Origin of the sequence: Chryseobacterium soldanellicola, from assembly GCF_900100115.1 — a bacterium.
GTDB classification, from domain to species: Bacteria; Bacteroidota; Bacteroidia; order Flavobacteriales; family Weeksellaceae; genus Chryseobacterium; species Chryseobacterium soldanellicola.
Genome location: NZ_FNKL01000002.1, coordinates 912639 through 925663 on the forward strand (window position 1 = coordinate 912639; position 13025 = coordinate 925663).

At 36.0% G+C, this 13025-nt stretch carries 10 protein-coding genes; 8 read left to right on the forward strand and 2 right to left on the reverse strand.

Annotated elements, in window-relative coordinates; all coding sequences use genetic code 11:
* Window positions 1-24 precede the first annotated feature (24 nt).
* The 7 genes from thiC to BLT04_RS09045 all read left to right on the forward strand — a co-directional run bounded on the left by thiC (window position 25) and on the right by BLT04_RS09045 (window position 6581).
* The gene (thiC, locus tag BLT04_RS09015; protein ID WP_089755442.1) at window positions 25-1836 is read left to right on the forward strand and encodes a phosphomethylpyrimidine synthase ThiC; all 1812 of its coding nucleotides are present in this window, start codon (window positions 25-27) and stop codon (window positions 1834-1836) included.
* The gene (locus tag BLT04_RS09020) at window positions 1833-2417 is read left to right on the forward strand and encodes a thiamine phosphate synthase (RefSeq protein WP_089755443.1); all 585 of its coding nucleotides are present in this window, start codon (window positions 1833-1835) and stop codon (window positions 2415-2417) included. The genes thiC and BLT04_RS09020 overlap by 4 nt, the downstream gene beginning before the upstream one ends.
* Window positions 2393-3139, forward strand: a complete 747-nt coding sequence (locus tag BLT04_RS09025) for a hydroxymethylpyrimidine/phosphomethylpyrimidine kinase (RefSeq protein ID WP_089755444.1) — start codon at window positions 2393-2395, stop codon at window positions 3137-3139. The genes BLT04_RS09020 and BLT04_RS09025 overlap by 25 nt, the downstream gene beginning before the upstream one ends.
* A 3-nt stretch (window positions 3140-3142) precedes the next feature.
* Window positions 3143-3757 (forward strand): thiamine phosphate synthase, encoded by a 615-nt coding sequence (gene thiE / locus BLT04_RS09030; protein WP_089755445.1) that lies wholly within the window; start codon window positions 3143-3145, stop codon window positions 3755-3757.
* Window positions 3754-4530: a thiazole synthase gene (locus tag BLT04_RS09035; protein WP_089755446.1), complete on the forward strand. Its 777-nt coding sequence runs from the start codon at window positions 3754-3756 to the stop codon at window positions 4528-4530. The genes thiE and BLT04_RS09035 overlap by 4 nt, the downstream gene beginning before the upstream one ends.
* A gap of 85 nt (window positions 4531-4615) precedes the next feature.
* Entirely contained in the window at window positions 4616-5734 is a 1119-nt protein-coding gene (gene thiH, locus BLT04_RS09040; RefSeq protein WP_089755447.1) for a 2-iminoacetate synthase ThiH, read from the forward strand.
* Between the two features lie 136 nt (window positions 5735-5870).
* Window positions 5871-6581 (forward strand): HesA/MoeB/ThiF family protein, encoded by a 711-nt coding sequence (locus tag BLT04_RS09045; protein WP_089755448.1) that lies wholly within the window; start codon window positions 5871-5873, stop codon window positions 6579-6581.
* Between the two features lie 189 nt (window positions 6582-6770).
* On the opposite strand, the gene BLT04_RS09050 is transcribed toward BLT04_RS09045, so the two are convergent.
* Both BLT04_RS09050 and BLT04_RS09055 read right to left on the reverse strand, forming a co-directional pair.
* Window positions 6771-8993 carry an outer membrane beta-barrel protein gene (locus BLT04_RS09050; RefSeq protein WP_089755449.1) on the reverse strand — a complete coding sequence of 741 codons (2223 nt, stop codon included), beginning with the start codon at window positions 8991-8993 and terminating at the stop codon, window positions 6771-6773.
* A 175-nt stretch (window positions 8994-9168) separates the two neighbouring features.
* On the reverse strand, window positions 9169-11436 hold the full coding sequence (locus tag BLT04_RS09055) for an aconitate hydratase (RefSeq protein ID WP_089755450.1): 2268 nt from the start codon (window positions 11434-11436) through the stop codon (window positions 9169-9171).
* Between the two features lie 347 nt (window positions 11437-11783).
* Between BLT04_RS09055 and BLT04_RS09060 the strand changes: the two genes are divergently transcribed.
* On the forward strand, window positions 11784-13001 hold the full coding sequence (locus tag BLT04_RS09060) for a hypothetical protein (protein WP_139166230.1): 1218 nt from the start codon (window positions 11784-11786) through the stop codon (window positions 12999-13001).
* The last annotated feature ends 24 nt before the right edge of the window (window positions 13002-13025 follow it).

A 13025-nucleotide genomic window follows, 5' to 3' on the forward strand; every position in this document is an offset into this window, starting at 1 on the left:
TCTCATAAAAAAAACAATCATTTTATGGCTCACAATATCACACGTTCGCCGTTTCCGAACTCAAAAAAAATCTATGTTGAAGGGAAAATTCACCCAATCAATGTAGCGATGCGTGAAATACATTTAAGTCCGACTAAATTGACCAACGGAAAAACTGAAGAAAATCCGCCTGTCACAATTTACGATACATCAGGACCTTACACCGATGAAAATTCAGAAATTGATATCGAAAAAGGACTTCCAAGAATCAGAGAACAATGGATTTTGGATAGAAATGATGTGGAAACTTTAGATGGAATTACCTCCGACTACGGAAAAAAGCGTCTTGCGGATTCAAAGCTGAATAAGCTGCGCTTTTCTTATAATCACAAGCCAAAAGTGGCCAAAGAAGGTCATGAAGTTACTCAGTTATATTACGCAAGACAGGGAATCATCACTCCGGAAATGGAATATATTGCGATCAGAGAAAACCAGAAAATAGGACAATTGGGTTCTGTTTCAAAAGATATGGCTTTTCAACACCCGGGAAATAATTTTGGAGCGAGAACTCCTAAAAGCAAAATCACCCCTGAATTTGTAAGAGACGAAATCGCAGCCGGAAGAGCAATTATTCCCAACAATATCAATCACCCGGAAAGCGAACCGATGATTATCGGCCGGAATTTCTTGGTTAAAATTAATGCCAACATCGGAAACAGTGCCGTTTCTTCAAGCATTGAAGAGGAAGTTGAAAAAGCAGTCTGGGCCTGCCGTTGGGGAGCTGACACGATTATGGATCTGTCAACCGGAAAAAACATCCACGAAACCAGGGAATGGATTATCAGAAACAGCCCGGTTCCGATTGGTACCGTTCCGATTTATCAGGCGTTGGAAAAAGTAAAAGGCGTAGCAGAAGATCTGACCTGGGAAATTTTTAAAGACACCTTGATTGAACAGGCAGAGCAGGGAGTTTCTTACTTCACGATTCACGCTGGAGTTTTGTTGAGATATATTCATCTGACAGCAAAACGGGTCACAGGAATTGTTTCCCGAGGTGGTTCTATCATGGCAAAATGGTGTCTGTATCATCATAAGGAAAACTTTTTATACACGCATTTCGAGGAAATCTGCGAAATCATGAAAAAATATGATGTTGCCTTTTCTTTGGGAGACGGCCTTCGTCCGGGTTCGATTGCCGATGCGAATGATGAAGCACAATTTGCAGAACTGGAAACGTTAGGAGAACTGACAAAAATCGCATGGAAACACAACGTTCAGGTGATGATTGAAGGTCCCGGTCACGTTCCGATGCACATGATTAAAGAAAATATGGAAAAGCAATTGGAAGTATGTGATGAAGCTCCGTTTTACACATTAGGTCCTTTGACGACGGATATTGCGCCAGGTTACGACCACATCACCTCCGGAATCGGTGCAGCGATGATTGGCTGGTTTGGCTGTGCGATGCTTTGTTATGTTACTCCGAAAGAACATTTAGGACTTCCCAATAAAGAAGATGTAAAAGTTGGAGTTATCACGTATAAACTGGCTGCTCATGCTGCAGATTTGGCGAAAGGTCATCCCGGTTCACAATACAGAGACAACGCTTTGAGTAAAGCCAGATTTGAATTCCGTTGGGAAGATCAGTTCAATCTTTCGCTAGATCCTGATACAGCAAGGTCTTATCACGATGAAACACTTCCGGCAGACGGAGCGAAGATTGCACATTTCTGTTCGATGTGCGGACCGAAATTCTGTTCCATGAAAATTACACAGGAAATCCGTGAATCTGCCGAAAAAGGAATGTTCGACAAATCACAGGAATTCATCGAAAAAGGGAAAGAAATCTATATATGATCATCGTAATCACTCCCGAAGAATTTGTTCAAAACGAAGCTGAATTGATTAATGAATTATTTCAGGAAGGATTGGATTTGCTTCATATCAGAAAACCTTTCATTAATCAAGATGAAATGGAGGATTTTATTCAAAATATAAATTCAGAGTTTCATCATCAACTGGTTTTGCACAGTCATTATGATTTGGCGAAAAATTTTACTATTTCAAGGCTTCATTTCAGAGAAATTGACAGGCAAAATGAGTTGTATAAATCTTTCTTAGATAAAACAATTTCAACGTCTGTTCATGATATTGAAACTTTTAATGAATTGAATGAAGATTGGGAATATGCTTTTATCAGTCCTGTTTTTCCAAGTATTTCTAAAAAAGGATACGGAGAAAATTCAATGATTTTAAATGATATTAAAAAACGAGACAATCCAAATGTTAAGCTGATTGCTTTGGGAGGGATTAATGAAAAAAATATCAGCGAAGTTTTCGAAAGTAAAATAGATGGAGTGGCTTTGTTAGGTGCAATTTGGGAAAGTGATGAACCTTTAAATGTTTTCAAAAAATGCAGACAGAACGTCCTTTCGTAATGAGCATTGCCGGCTACGATCCAAGTGGCGGAGCAGGTTTGTTAGCAGATATTAAAACAATGGAACAATTGAAAGTCCAGGGGTTGGGAGTTTGTACAGCGATGACTTTACAGACGGAATCTCAATGTTTGAGCTTGAATTGGCAACCTTTAGAAGAGATTTTATCTGCAATTGATGTTTTAATGAAAAATTATCATGTTGAAGCCATTAAAATTGGAGTGGTAAAAGATGCTCAATTTTTAACAGAGATTATTAAAACAATTAAATTGAATAATCCTGAAGCAAAAATTGTTTGGGATCCGGTGTTGAAAAGCACTTCTGAGTTTTCTTTTTTTGATTTAAATACGGTTTCTAAACTCAAAAATGCTTTAAAACAAATTGATTTAATGACACCAAATTACAATGAATATAAAGTTTTAAAAGAAAGCGAGATTTTGGAAAAAGCAGAAAATTCATGCTCAGTTTTAATAAAAGGAGGTCATCGGGAAGATCAATTGGGTACAGATATTTTAGTTAATAATAGAAAGGAAATTTCAATTCATCCAACTGATGAAACTTCTGTTTATTATCCGAAACATGGCTCAGGTTGTGTGCTTTCTTCTGCGATTGCAAGTCATTTAGCTTTAGGAAAAAATGTAGAAGAAGCCTTTCGAAACGGAAAATTATACATCGAAAAATTTTTAACAAGTAATTCTACTTTGCTAGGATTTCATTCAAATTAAATAATGGAAAAATTACAATATATCTCTCAGGGATTTACCATAGAAGATCAGGAGCTAAACATCCGGAAAGCCCTTGATAATGGGGTAAAATGGATTCAAGTTCGTTGGAAAAATGCTCCTGAAAATGAATTCATCAAGCTTTGCGAAATTTCAAAAAAATTATGCTCGGATAATCAGACGGCTTGTATCATTAACGATCATGTTCAGATTGCAAAAGAGATCGATGCAGACGGTGTTCATTTAGGATTAAAAGATACTTCTATCGAAATTGCAAGGCATATTTTAGGAGAAAATAAAATTATCGGAGGAACGGCAAATACCATTTCAGATGTTCTTCAACGAATGAGTGAACCATGTGATTATATAGGTTTGGGACCATTGAGATTTACTTCAACAAAAGAACAGTTAAGTCCGATTTTGGGTTTTGAAGGGTATGAAAAAATCATTCAGGATTTAAGAGAAAAATCATTAGAAATTCCTAAGATATTTGCCATCGGTGGAGTGATTTTGGATGACATCGAACTTTTACAGCAAATCGGAATTTACGGAGTAGCAGTTTCGGGACAAATTACGAATCAGCCTTCTATTATCAACGAATTTAAAATAGCAATGCAATGAAAAATCAACCCTTAATAATAGCAGACAGAACTTTCGAATCAAGATTGTTTTTAGGAACAGGAAAATTCGGAAATCTTTCAGAAATGACCGATTCCATAATCGCTTCAGGAAGTGAAATGGTAACGATGGCATTGAAAAGAATCGATTCTCAATCTTCAGAAGACAATTTATTAAATGCTTTAAAACCAACAAAATCTCATCTTTTGCCCAATACTTCAGGCGCAAGAACAGCCAAAGAAGCAGTTTTGGCCGCACAATTGGCTAGAGAAGCCTTGGAAACAAACTGGGTAAAGCTGGAAATTCATCCAGATCCGAAATATTTATTGCCCGATCCGATTGAAACATTGTATGCAACCGAAGAATTGGCCAAATTAGGGTTCATCGTAATGCCTTACATCCATGCCGATCCGGTATTGTGTAAGCGTCTGGAAGATGCCGGAACAGCAGTTGTGATGCCTTTGGGAGCGCCGATCGGAACCAATAAAGGTTTGAGAACACTTGACTTTTTAGAAATAATTATCAGTCAGAGCAATGTTCCGGTTGTGGTAGATGCAGGAATTGGTGCTCCTTCTGATGCGGCAAAAGCAATGGAGATGGGAGCTGATGCAGTTTTGGTAAACACGGCAATTGCCGTTGCGAGAAATCCCGTGAATATGGCACTAGCTTTTAAAGAAGGCGTGATTGCAGGAAGAAGAGCCTTTGAATCGGGTTTGGGAGCAATTGGGAACCACGCAGAAGCATCAAGTCCATTAACTTCTTTTTTGTTTGATTAAACCGAAAAATATAAGAGTCCCAAAAGGACGATTCAATAAAGGATAGGATGAAGTCCTATCTGTCAATTATTTTAAACAAAATTGTATGCAAAGTTTTAAAGATTTTTTTGAAAAATACAAATGGAATGAGGTAAAGGAGAAGCTTAAAAAAGTGACTTTGTATGATGTAGAAAATAGCCTTCGGAAAAAGAATAAAACAATAGAAGATTTCCTGAATTTCCTTTCGCCTGTTGCTGCTCAGAAATTAGAGTTAATGGCAACAATGACGCAGCATCTCACTCAAAAACGCTTCGGGAAAACCATTCAATTGTATGCACCGTTGTATTTGAGTAATGAATGCCAAAATATTTGTACGTACTGCGGTTTTAGTTTGGATAATTCGATTAAAAGAAAAACGCTTTCTGATACAGAATTAATGATTGAAGCTTCCGTTTTAAAATCAATGGATGTGAATCATGTGTTGCTGGTAAGCGGCGAAGCAAATAAAACGGTTGGAATTGATTATTTTTTGAATGCTGTTCGTTTGTTGAAGCCCCATTTTGCAAATATTTCGATTGAAGTTCAGCCTTTGTCCGAGGAAGAATATCGACGGGTGCATGATGCGGGAGTCAATGCTGTTTTGGTGTATCAGGAAACGTATCATCAGGAAGTTTACAAGGAATATCATCCGAAAGGAAAGAAATCGAATTTCAATTTTCGTCTGGAAACCCCTGACAGGATTGGAAAGGCAGGAATTCATAAAATGGGATTGGGCGTTTTGCTCGGTCTGGAAGATTGGCGGGTTGACAGCTTTTTCAATGCCCTTCACATCGATTATCTTCAAAAACAATATTGGAAAAGTAAATTTTCGGTTTCATTTCCGAGACTTAGACCGGCGGAAGGAATTATTGAACCGAATTTTATTATGTCGGATAAAGATTTGTTACAATTAATCTGTGCCTATCGAATCTGGAATGAAGATTTGGAAATATCCATTTCAACAAGAGAAAGTGAAAAATTTAGGAACAATATAATTTCATTGGGAGCAACGGCGATGAGTGCGGCTTCAAAAACAAATCCCGGTGGTTATGCGGTGGACAAAGAGTCTTTGGAACAATTTGAAACCAGCGATGAAAGAAGCATGGAAGAAATTAGAAACATCATTAAAAAATCCGGCTACGATCCTGTAATGAAAGATTGGGATTCTGTGTACAGTGGAATTTAATTCTAGAACTATTTTAAGTTCAAATTGCAAAGACTTAAGAATAGCTATCATTTGCTGAATGAAATGCCTTTGCGAACGAAAATATGCAGAATCATTTTAAAAATTACCTTGTGACGTTGCGTTAAAAATCAAAAAAATGAAAAGCGAAGATATTTTTGCACGATACAGCCGACAGATTTTTATCGAAGAAATCGGTTTGGAAGGTCAACGGAAAATCATGAATTCAAAAGTTCTTGTGATTGGAGCGGGAGGCTTGGGAAGTCCTGTTATTCAATATCTGGCGGCGGCAGGAGTTGGAAGTTTGGGTGTAGCAGATTTTGATAAGGTTGAATTGCATAATTTAAACCGACAAATCATTCATAATGAAAATTCTGTTGGAAAATCTAAGGTAAAAAGTGCAGAAGAATTTGTGAAAAACCTTAATCATCAAATTAATTTTATCGGAATTGAACATAAGATCGACGAATCCAACGCAGAAAAAATTCTTTCCCGGTTTGACCTCATTATTGACGGTTCTGATAATTTTAAAACACGATATTTAATTAATGATGTTTGTGTAAAGCTTGGAAAGCCTTTGGTTTACGGAAGCATTTTAGGTTTTTCGGGTCAGGTCGCTGTTTTTAATTATAAAGGGAGTAAAAACTTGAGGGATATTTTTCCGGAACCGCCTTTTGATGAAAATCTTCCGGATTGTGACAGTCTAGGCGTTTTGGGAGCATTGCCGGGAATTGTGGGAAGCATGATGGCAAATTTAGCTTTAAAAGCCATAACGGATTTGCCTTTACAGTTAAATCAGGTCACATTAATTGATACCTTAAATTGGAGGTTTCAGACGATTGATTTTTAGATTAAACATAAATTAGCACAATTTTTTTTTGAGAATGATACAAATAAATGATTGTGTAAGTTTTGGCTAAAGCCCTTGAATCTTTTGCATAAAAAAACGGGCTAAAGCCCGTTCCTATTGATAAATGTATTGTATTGATATTTTAAATATTGTGTAAAAATCCGTGGAAATTAAATTTTAATTAAAAAATTATTGTCCTTGCGGCATTACCCCACCATTTTCTTCTTTTTTGGTGCTGTTTAGGATGTTCGGATCTTCTTTCGCCAGTTTATTTCTAGTCGGGATCTTGTAATTAATTGACAATCCGAAGTTTCTGGTGTCATACTTATTTCTCAACAATACACTTTCTCCTCCGCCAGGCGGGTTGGAACGTACCTGCATTACCTGCCCGTTGAAAATATCATTCGCAAAAACAGAAAGTGTTAACCTGTTATCCAGGAATTTTTTCGTTAATGTAATATCCAGTGAATTGTTGAACGGTTTTTCGGCCGTGAAATAAAAATATCCTGCTTTTGGAGTTAAATAGCTGTAATTGGCTGTTAGCTTTATATCTTTTGGCAAGATCAATTGTGTCATAATATTGAAAATCCAGAAACCTTTGTTGTTTAAATTATCAATCTCATGTTTCTGATAGCCAGCGTATAAGTACATGAAATTAATTTTATCAGGATTAAAATCAAACTTCATGATCTCACTGATCGGCTTGCTGAAAACCATAAACGGAATCGGAAGGCCGACATTGAAGTTGTGAATTCTCATATTGGCAATATTGACTTGCTCATTATAAAGATTTTTACCGTCTTTTCTGATGATCTGAGCGACCTGATTGCTTGCAGAGCTCACACTGTATCCGATAAATGCATAATCAAAAGCTGAAATTTTCAATTCATAATTATCAAAAATGGTAGGCTGCAGATTCGGGTTTCCTGTTACTTGCGTGTTTGGTCCCTGAAACGTCGTATTGTTCGGATTTAAGGCAGAAATACTCGGTAAGCTGATCTTTTTGTTGTAATTCGCAGCAATATAAACCTGGTTCATTATATTATACTGCACACTTGCATTGGGGAATAATTTAAACTTATTAAAAGGAATTAAATCCTTCTGTACCACAGATTTAGTAGAATCGATGGCTCTTGTAACGCCGCTGATATCATAGTTTTCGGCTCGTGTTCCCAAAATAAAATCAAACTTTTTAAGCTTAGCCTGAAATTCCAGATAAGTTGCCGTTGTCTGTCTTTTGTATTCAAGGTTCTTTAAGCCTCTGCTTTCTGTATCAAAATCCTGATTTTCATACAATCCTCCAAAGCTTACTTTTCCGCCGTCAAGAATTTTGATGGGTTGTGAATAATCTACCTTAAAATTGGCGATTCTCATGTCTGAGGTGTTGCTCAGCTGATTTCCATCTGAAAATGGCGGAATTGTTTCATCAGGATTACGGTACATTATATTTCTGTAAATATTATCCTGATCAAATTTGCTGTCAGATTTTGTATATCCAAACTGGAAATCCAGTTTCTGAGATTTATCTGTAAAACGTTTTTGGTACGTTACAACCGCTTCCTGCCTTGTATTTAATGTATGAGCAACATCAGAAGCCCAATAATTTCCTTCCCTTATGCTGTCTTTGATGTTTTTATAAGGGAGATCCGCAAAACCCTCGCTTAAAGTATAATTGTCATTATTGTTGTGATAAATGTCGTAATTTAATAATAATCTGTCCTGTCCGAGCTCAAAAGTGATTCCTGATTTTGCAAAATATCCCCGACCATATCTATCTGTATTACTTAGCAATAAATCATTTTGATTGGTATTAAGCATGCTTTCGCGGTAATTTTGCCCAAAATTCAATTGCCATCCGAAATATTTATTTCTTGCATTTAAATTCATTGAATTACTCGTTCTGCTTCGGAATTTATCATAATTCGTAAAAGAATAATTCCCTGAATAGGTTGCTGTTAAATATTTATTAGCATTTTTATTGGTAATAATATTCATGATCGCGCCTCCGGAAGTGGCAGGAAATTCTGCGCCGGGTTGCGTTATGACTTCAATTCTGTCAACAGAGTTGGCGGGCATCCCTTCAAGAAAAGAATTCAGTTCGTTGGAAGTAATATTTAAAGGTCTTCCGTTAAGATAAACATCAAGAATTTTCCCTTGATACATCATTCCTGCAATATCGGTGGAAACAAGCCCGGGAAGTTTTTTAATACCTTCTAAAACATTGCCGTTATTAAGCTGGGGCTGCTCGGAAAAATCAAAAATTGTACGGTCGGCTTTCTGTTCAACGGCTTTTTTAGTTTTGGTTATAACAACGCCTTCGATCTGTTTTTCTTTGACCTGATTATTGGTCTTTTCCTGTGCATAGGTAAGTACTGACCCTATAAATGTTAAAACGAATACAGCTTTTTTCATAATGTTTTCTACTATCGGGTTAGACGCAGAAAAAAAGATTTTGTTACAGGCTGCTTATTATAATCTATTTTTAGAGCAAAATTTAAAAACGAATTATTAAATCTTTTAACGATGATAAAATAAAAGCAACTCCGAAATTGAAGTTGCTTTTTATAATTAAAATTAAATCTAACAATTAATTTTCCTGTTGTTTAATCAAATTAAGAGCAGAACCAGCTTTAAACCAATCAATTTGTTGGTCATTATAAGTATGGTTTGCCATTATGATGTCTTTAGTTCCGTCTGAATGAATGAATTCTAAAGTCAGTTGTTTTCCTGGAGCAAACTGATCAAGATCCAAGAAGTTGATAACATCGTCTTCCAAGATTTTATCGTAATCCGCTTCATTAGCGAAAGTGATTCCCAACATTCCCTGTTTTTTAAGGTTTGTTTCGTGGATTCTCGCAAATGATTTTACCAATACTGCTTTTACACCAAGATGTCTTGGTTCCATCGCAGCGTGCTCTCTTGAAGAGCCTTCACCATAGTTTTGATCTCCAACAACGATTGAAGGAACGCCTGCGGCTTTATATGCTCTCTGTACAGCAGGAACTTCTCCATATTCTGCAGTCAATACATTTTTTACCTTATTCGTTTCCATGTTGAAAGCATTTACAGCTCCAATCAGCATGTTGTTTGAAATATTATCAAGGTGACCTCTGTATTTCAACCAAGGTCCAGCCATAGAAATATGGTCGGTTGTACATTTTCCGAAAGCTTTTATTAAAAGTCTTGCTCCTATAATGTTTTTACCATCCCAAGCCGGGAATTCTTCTAACAGTTGAAGTCTGTCTGAAGTTGGGCTTACCTTCACAACAACAGAAGATCCGTCTGCAGATGGAGCTTGGTATCCGTTGTCATCTACTGCGAAACCTTTTGCAGGTAGTTCAAAACCTTGAGGTTCGTTTAATCTTATTTGTTCTCCAGACTCATTGGTTAATGTATCTGTGATTGGGTTAAAATCTAATCTTCCTGAAATTGCAATGGCAGCTACCATTTCCGGTGAAGCTACGAATGCGTGAGTGTTTGGGTTACCGTCTGCTCTTTTTGCAAAGTTTCTGTTGAAAGAATGAATAATTGAGTTTTTTTCACCTTTTTCAGCACCTTCTCTGTCCCATTGTCCGATACAAGGTCCGCAAGCATTGGTAAAGATTCTTGCGTTTTCAAATTTTCTGAAAGAATCTAAGAAACCATCTCTTTCTGCTGTGAATTTCACCTGTTCAGAACCTGGGTTGATTCCTAAGATCGCTTTAGGTTTAACACCTTTAGCAACAGCATCTTCAACAATAGAAGCCGCTCTTGAAAGATCTTCGTAAGAAGAGTTGGTACAAGATCCGATCAATGCCCATTCCACTTCGATTGGCCATCCGTTTGCTTCAGCTTTAGCTTTAAATTCAGAAACCGGAGTCGCCAAATCCGGAGTGAAAGGTCCGTTTAAGTGAGGAGCCAATTCAGAAAGGTTGATTTCAATGACTTGGTCGAAATATTGTTCAGGGTTTGCATAGACTTCAGCATCACCTGTTAAATGTTCCGCAATTTTATCAGCAGCGTCCACAACGTCCTGTCTTCCTGTAGAAGCCAAATATCTTCTCATGGAATCATCGTATCCGAAAGTAGAAGTCGTAGCTCCGATTTCAGCACCCATGTTACAGATTGTTCCTTTACCTGTTGCAGATAAAGATTCAGCACCTTCTCCGAAATATTCTACAATACATCCCGTACCGCCTTTTACGGTAAGGATTCCTGCTACTTTTAGGATAACGTCTTTTGCCGAGGTCCAGCCAGACATTTTACCGGTTAATTTTACACCGATTAATTTTGGCATTTTAAGCTCCCAAGCCATTCCTGCCATTACATCTACCGCATCAGCACCACCAACTCCGATAGCCACCATTCCTAAACCTCCTGCGTTTACCGTGTGAGAGTCGGTTCCGATCATCATACCTCCCGGGAATGCATAATTTTCTAATACAACCTGATGAATGATACCTGCTCCGGGCTTCCAGAAACCGATTCCATATTTATCACAAACAGAACCCAGGAAATTGAAAACTTCTGAATTCTTATTAAGACCTTCCTGCAAATCTTTATCAGCACCTACTTTTGCCTGGATCAAGTGATCGGCATGAGCAGTTGAAGGAACAGCTACTTTGGCTTTCCCGGCCTGCATAAATTGTAAAAGCGCCATTTGGGCAGTTGCATCCTGCATTGCTACTCTGTCCGGTGCGAAATCTACATAAGAGTTTCCTCTTTCATGTGCTGATGTAGCATTACCTTCCCATAAGTGGGTATAAAGGATTTTTTCTGAAAGGGTAAGAGGTTTTCCCACTATTTGTCTTGCCGCAGCAATTCTTTCCGGGTAACGCTCGTACACTTTTTTGATCATGTCAATGTCGAAAGTCATATCTGTTTTAATTTTTCTTTTCTATAAATTTTTTCCGGACTTTAATTTAAAATTAAATGCGGAAAATTTCCACAAATACAAATTTATCAAATACTGTTCCTACCATCGTTAAAACGGTATAAATAAGATGAATAATTAATATTTTTAATACCTATCAAGTTAAGGAAAAAATAAATTTTGAATCATTGACATAGGATAAAATAATTCTCATGACTCTTAAATGGAAAGGTTCTAAATAAAAGTTATTTAAAATCATCGAATTAATTATTCTTTTAATAATTTTATATACGGGCTATTTAATGTAAGCATTGTAAAAAACATTAAAGAATTTATACATCGTATAAGATGTGTATATTTGGTTTTGTACACACAATTTTATTAAAATGGCATATCAAAGCAAACTTTTTTTAATTTTAGTATTGATTTTCACCTCGAAATTATTTTCCCAAGAGTTTACGGAATTTAAATTGTCGGAAAACGATGATTTAAATATAAAACTTTGTAAGAAAGTAAAAAGCGTTATTGTAAAGACTGGTTTTCAAAGCGATGAATTTTCTGAAAGAACTTTCTATTATTTTGACGAGCAAGGTTTGCCAACGGAAATAATAAAATATGGATTGGGAGTAAATTACATTCAGCGTAATCTTCGTGATGAAGGTATTCATTATAAATTTCAAAAAGGAAAACTTGTTTCAAAACTAAATGAAATGACAAGCGGATTGGACGGAGAAATTTACCAGTATGACAATGACATGAATTTGATTTTAGAGAAACATTACATGGGAAATATTTTGGTTAAGGAAACCTTTCAAAAATTTGACAATAAGAAAAGATTAAGTGAAAAAGTGGATTATCTATTTGGTGCTTTTAGAGATTATGATGAAGTCAGTCAAAAAAATAAGGACTCGTTTTTATATGAAAAAATTGAATATGAGTACGACGAAAATAATAATCTTGTTGTGGAATCAGCAAAGAGATTTAGAGATAATTTCATTTTGAGAAAGATCCTGAAATATGATTCTTCTAATAATATAGTTGAGGAAGGGCAATGTTTGATCAATAAAAATAATCCCGAATGTAAATATCAGCCAATTGAAGGTTTTGAATATGATCATCAAAAACACTTAATAAAAAAATTTCAACTCACTCAATTTTTGCCGCACAATACAACAGATTACTATAAATTTGATGATAAAGGAAATAACACTGAAATTATTGGGGAATATATTTATCCAGACAAGAAAGTTGAAATTGGTTATCATTTTATTCAAAAATTTGATCTATTTGGAAATATGATTAAGAAAACTGACGTTATTGATGGCTTTGAAATGTATAATGAAAATGGGTACGACTTGTATCAATCTGAAATTTGGGAGTATGACAGCAATGGAAATTTAACTTTAAATGCATACATGACCGAAAAGAATATTCCAATAAAAGTTATTACCAATAAATATGAGTATGATAATAACGGAAATTGGATCAAGAGAATAACTAAAAAAGGAAAAACTTTTGATACTTTAGAACAAAATGAAATGACAACAAGGGAAATTGAGTATTATTGAGGAAGATTTCGCGTAAAATAAGCA

Excerpts from the sequence above, each read along its gene's own strand:
- thiC (WP_089755442.1), top strand. The coding sequence starts at position 25 with ATGGCTCACAATATCACACGTTCGCCGTTTCCGAACTCAAAAAAAATC.
- BLT04_RS09020 (WP_089755443.1), top strand. The coding sequence starts at position 1,833 with ATGATCATCGTAATCACTCCCGAAGAATTTGTTCAAAACGAAGCTGAA.
- BLT04_RS09025 (WP_089755444.1), top strand. The coding sequence starts at position 2,393 with ATGCAGACAGAACGTCCTTTCGTAATGAGCATTGCCGGCTACGATCCA.
- thiE (WP_089755445.1), top strand. The coding sequence starts at position 3,143 with ATGGAAAAATTACAATATATCTCTCAGGGATTTACCATAGAAGATCAG.
- BLT04_RS09035 (WP_089755446.1), top strand. The coding sequence starts at position 3,754 with ATGAAAAATCAACCCTTAATAATAGCAGACAGAACTTTCGAATCAAGA.
- thiH (WP_089755447.1), top strand. The coding sequence starts at position 4,616 with ATGCAAAGTTTTAAAGATTTTTTTGAAAAATACAAATGGAATGAGGTA.
- BLT04_RS09045 (WP_089755448.1), top strand. The coding sequence starts at position 5,871 with ATGAAAAGCGAAGATATTTTTGCACGATACAGCCGACAGATTTTTATC.
- BLT04_RS09050 (WP_089755449.1), bottom strand. The coding sequence starts at position 8,993 with ATGAAAAAAGCTGTATTCGTTTTAACATTTATAGGGTCAGTACTTACC.
- BLT04_RS09055 (WP_089755450.1), bottom strand. The coding sequence starts at position 11,436 with ATGACTTTCGACATTGACATGATCAAAAAAGTGTACGAGCGTTACCCG.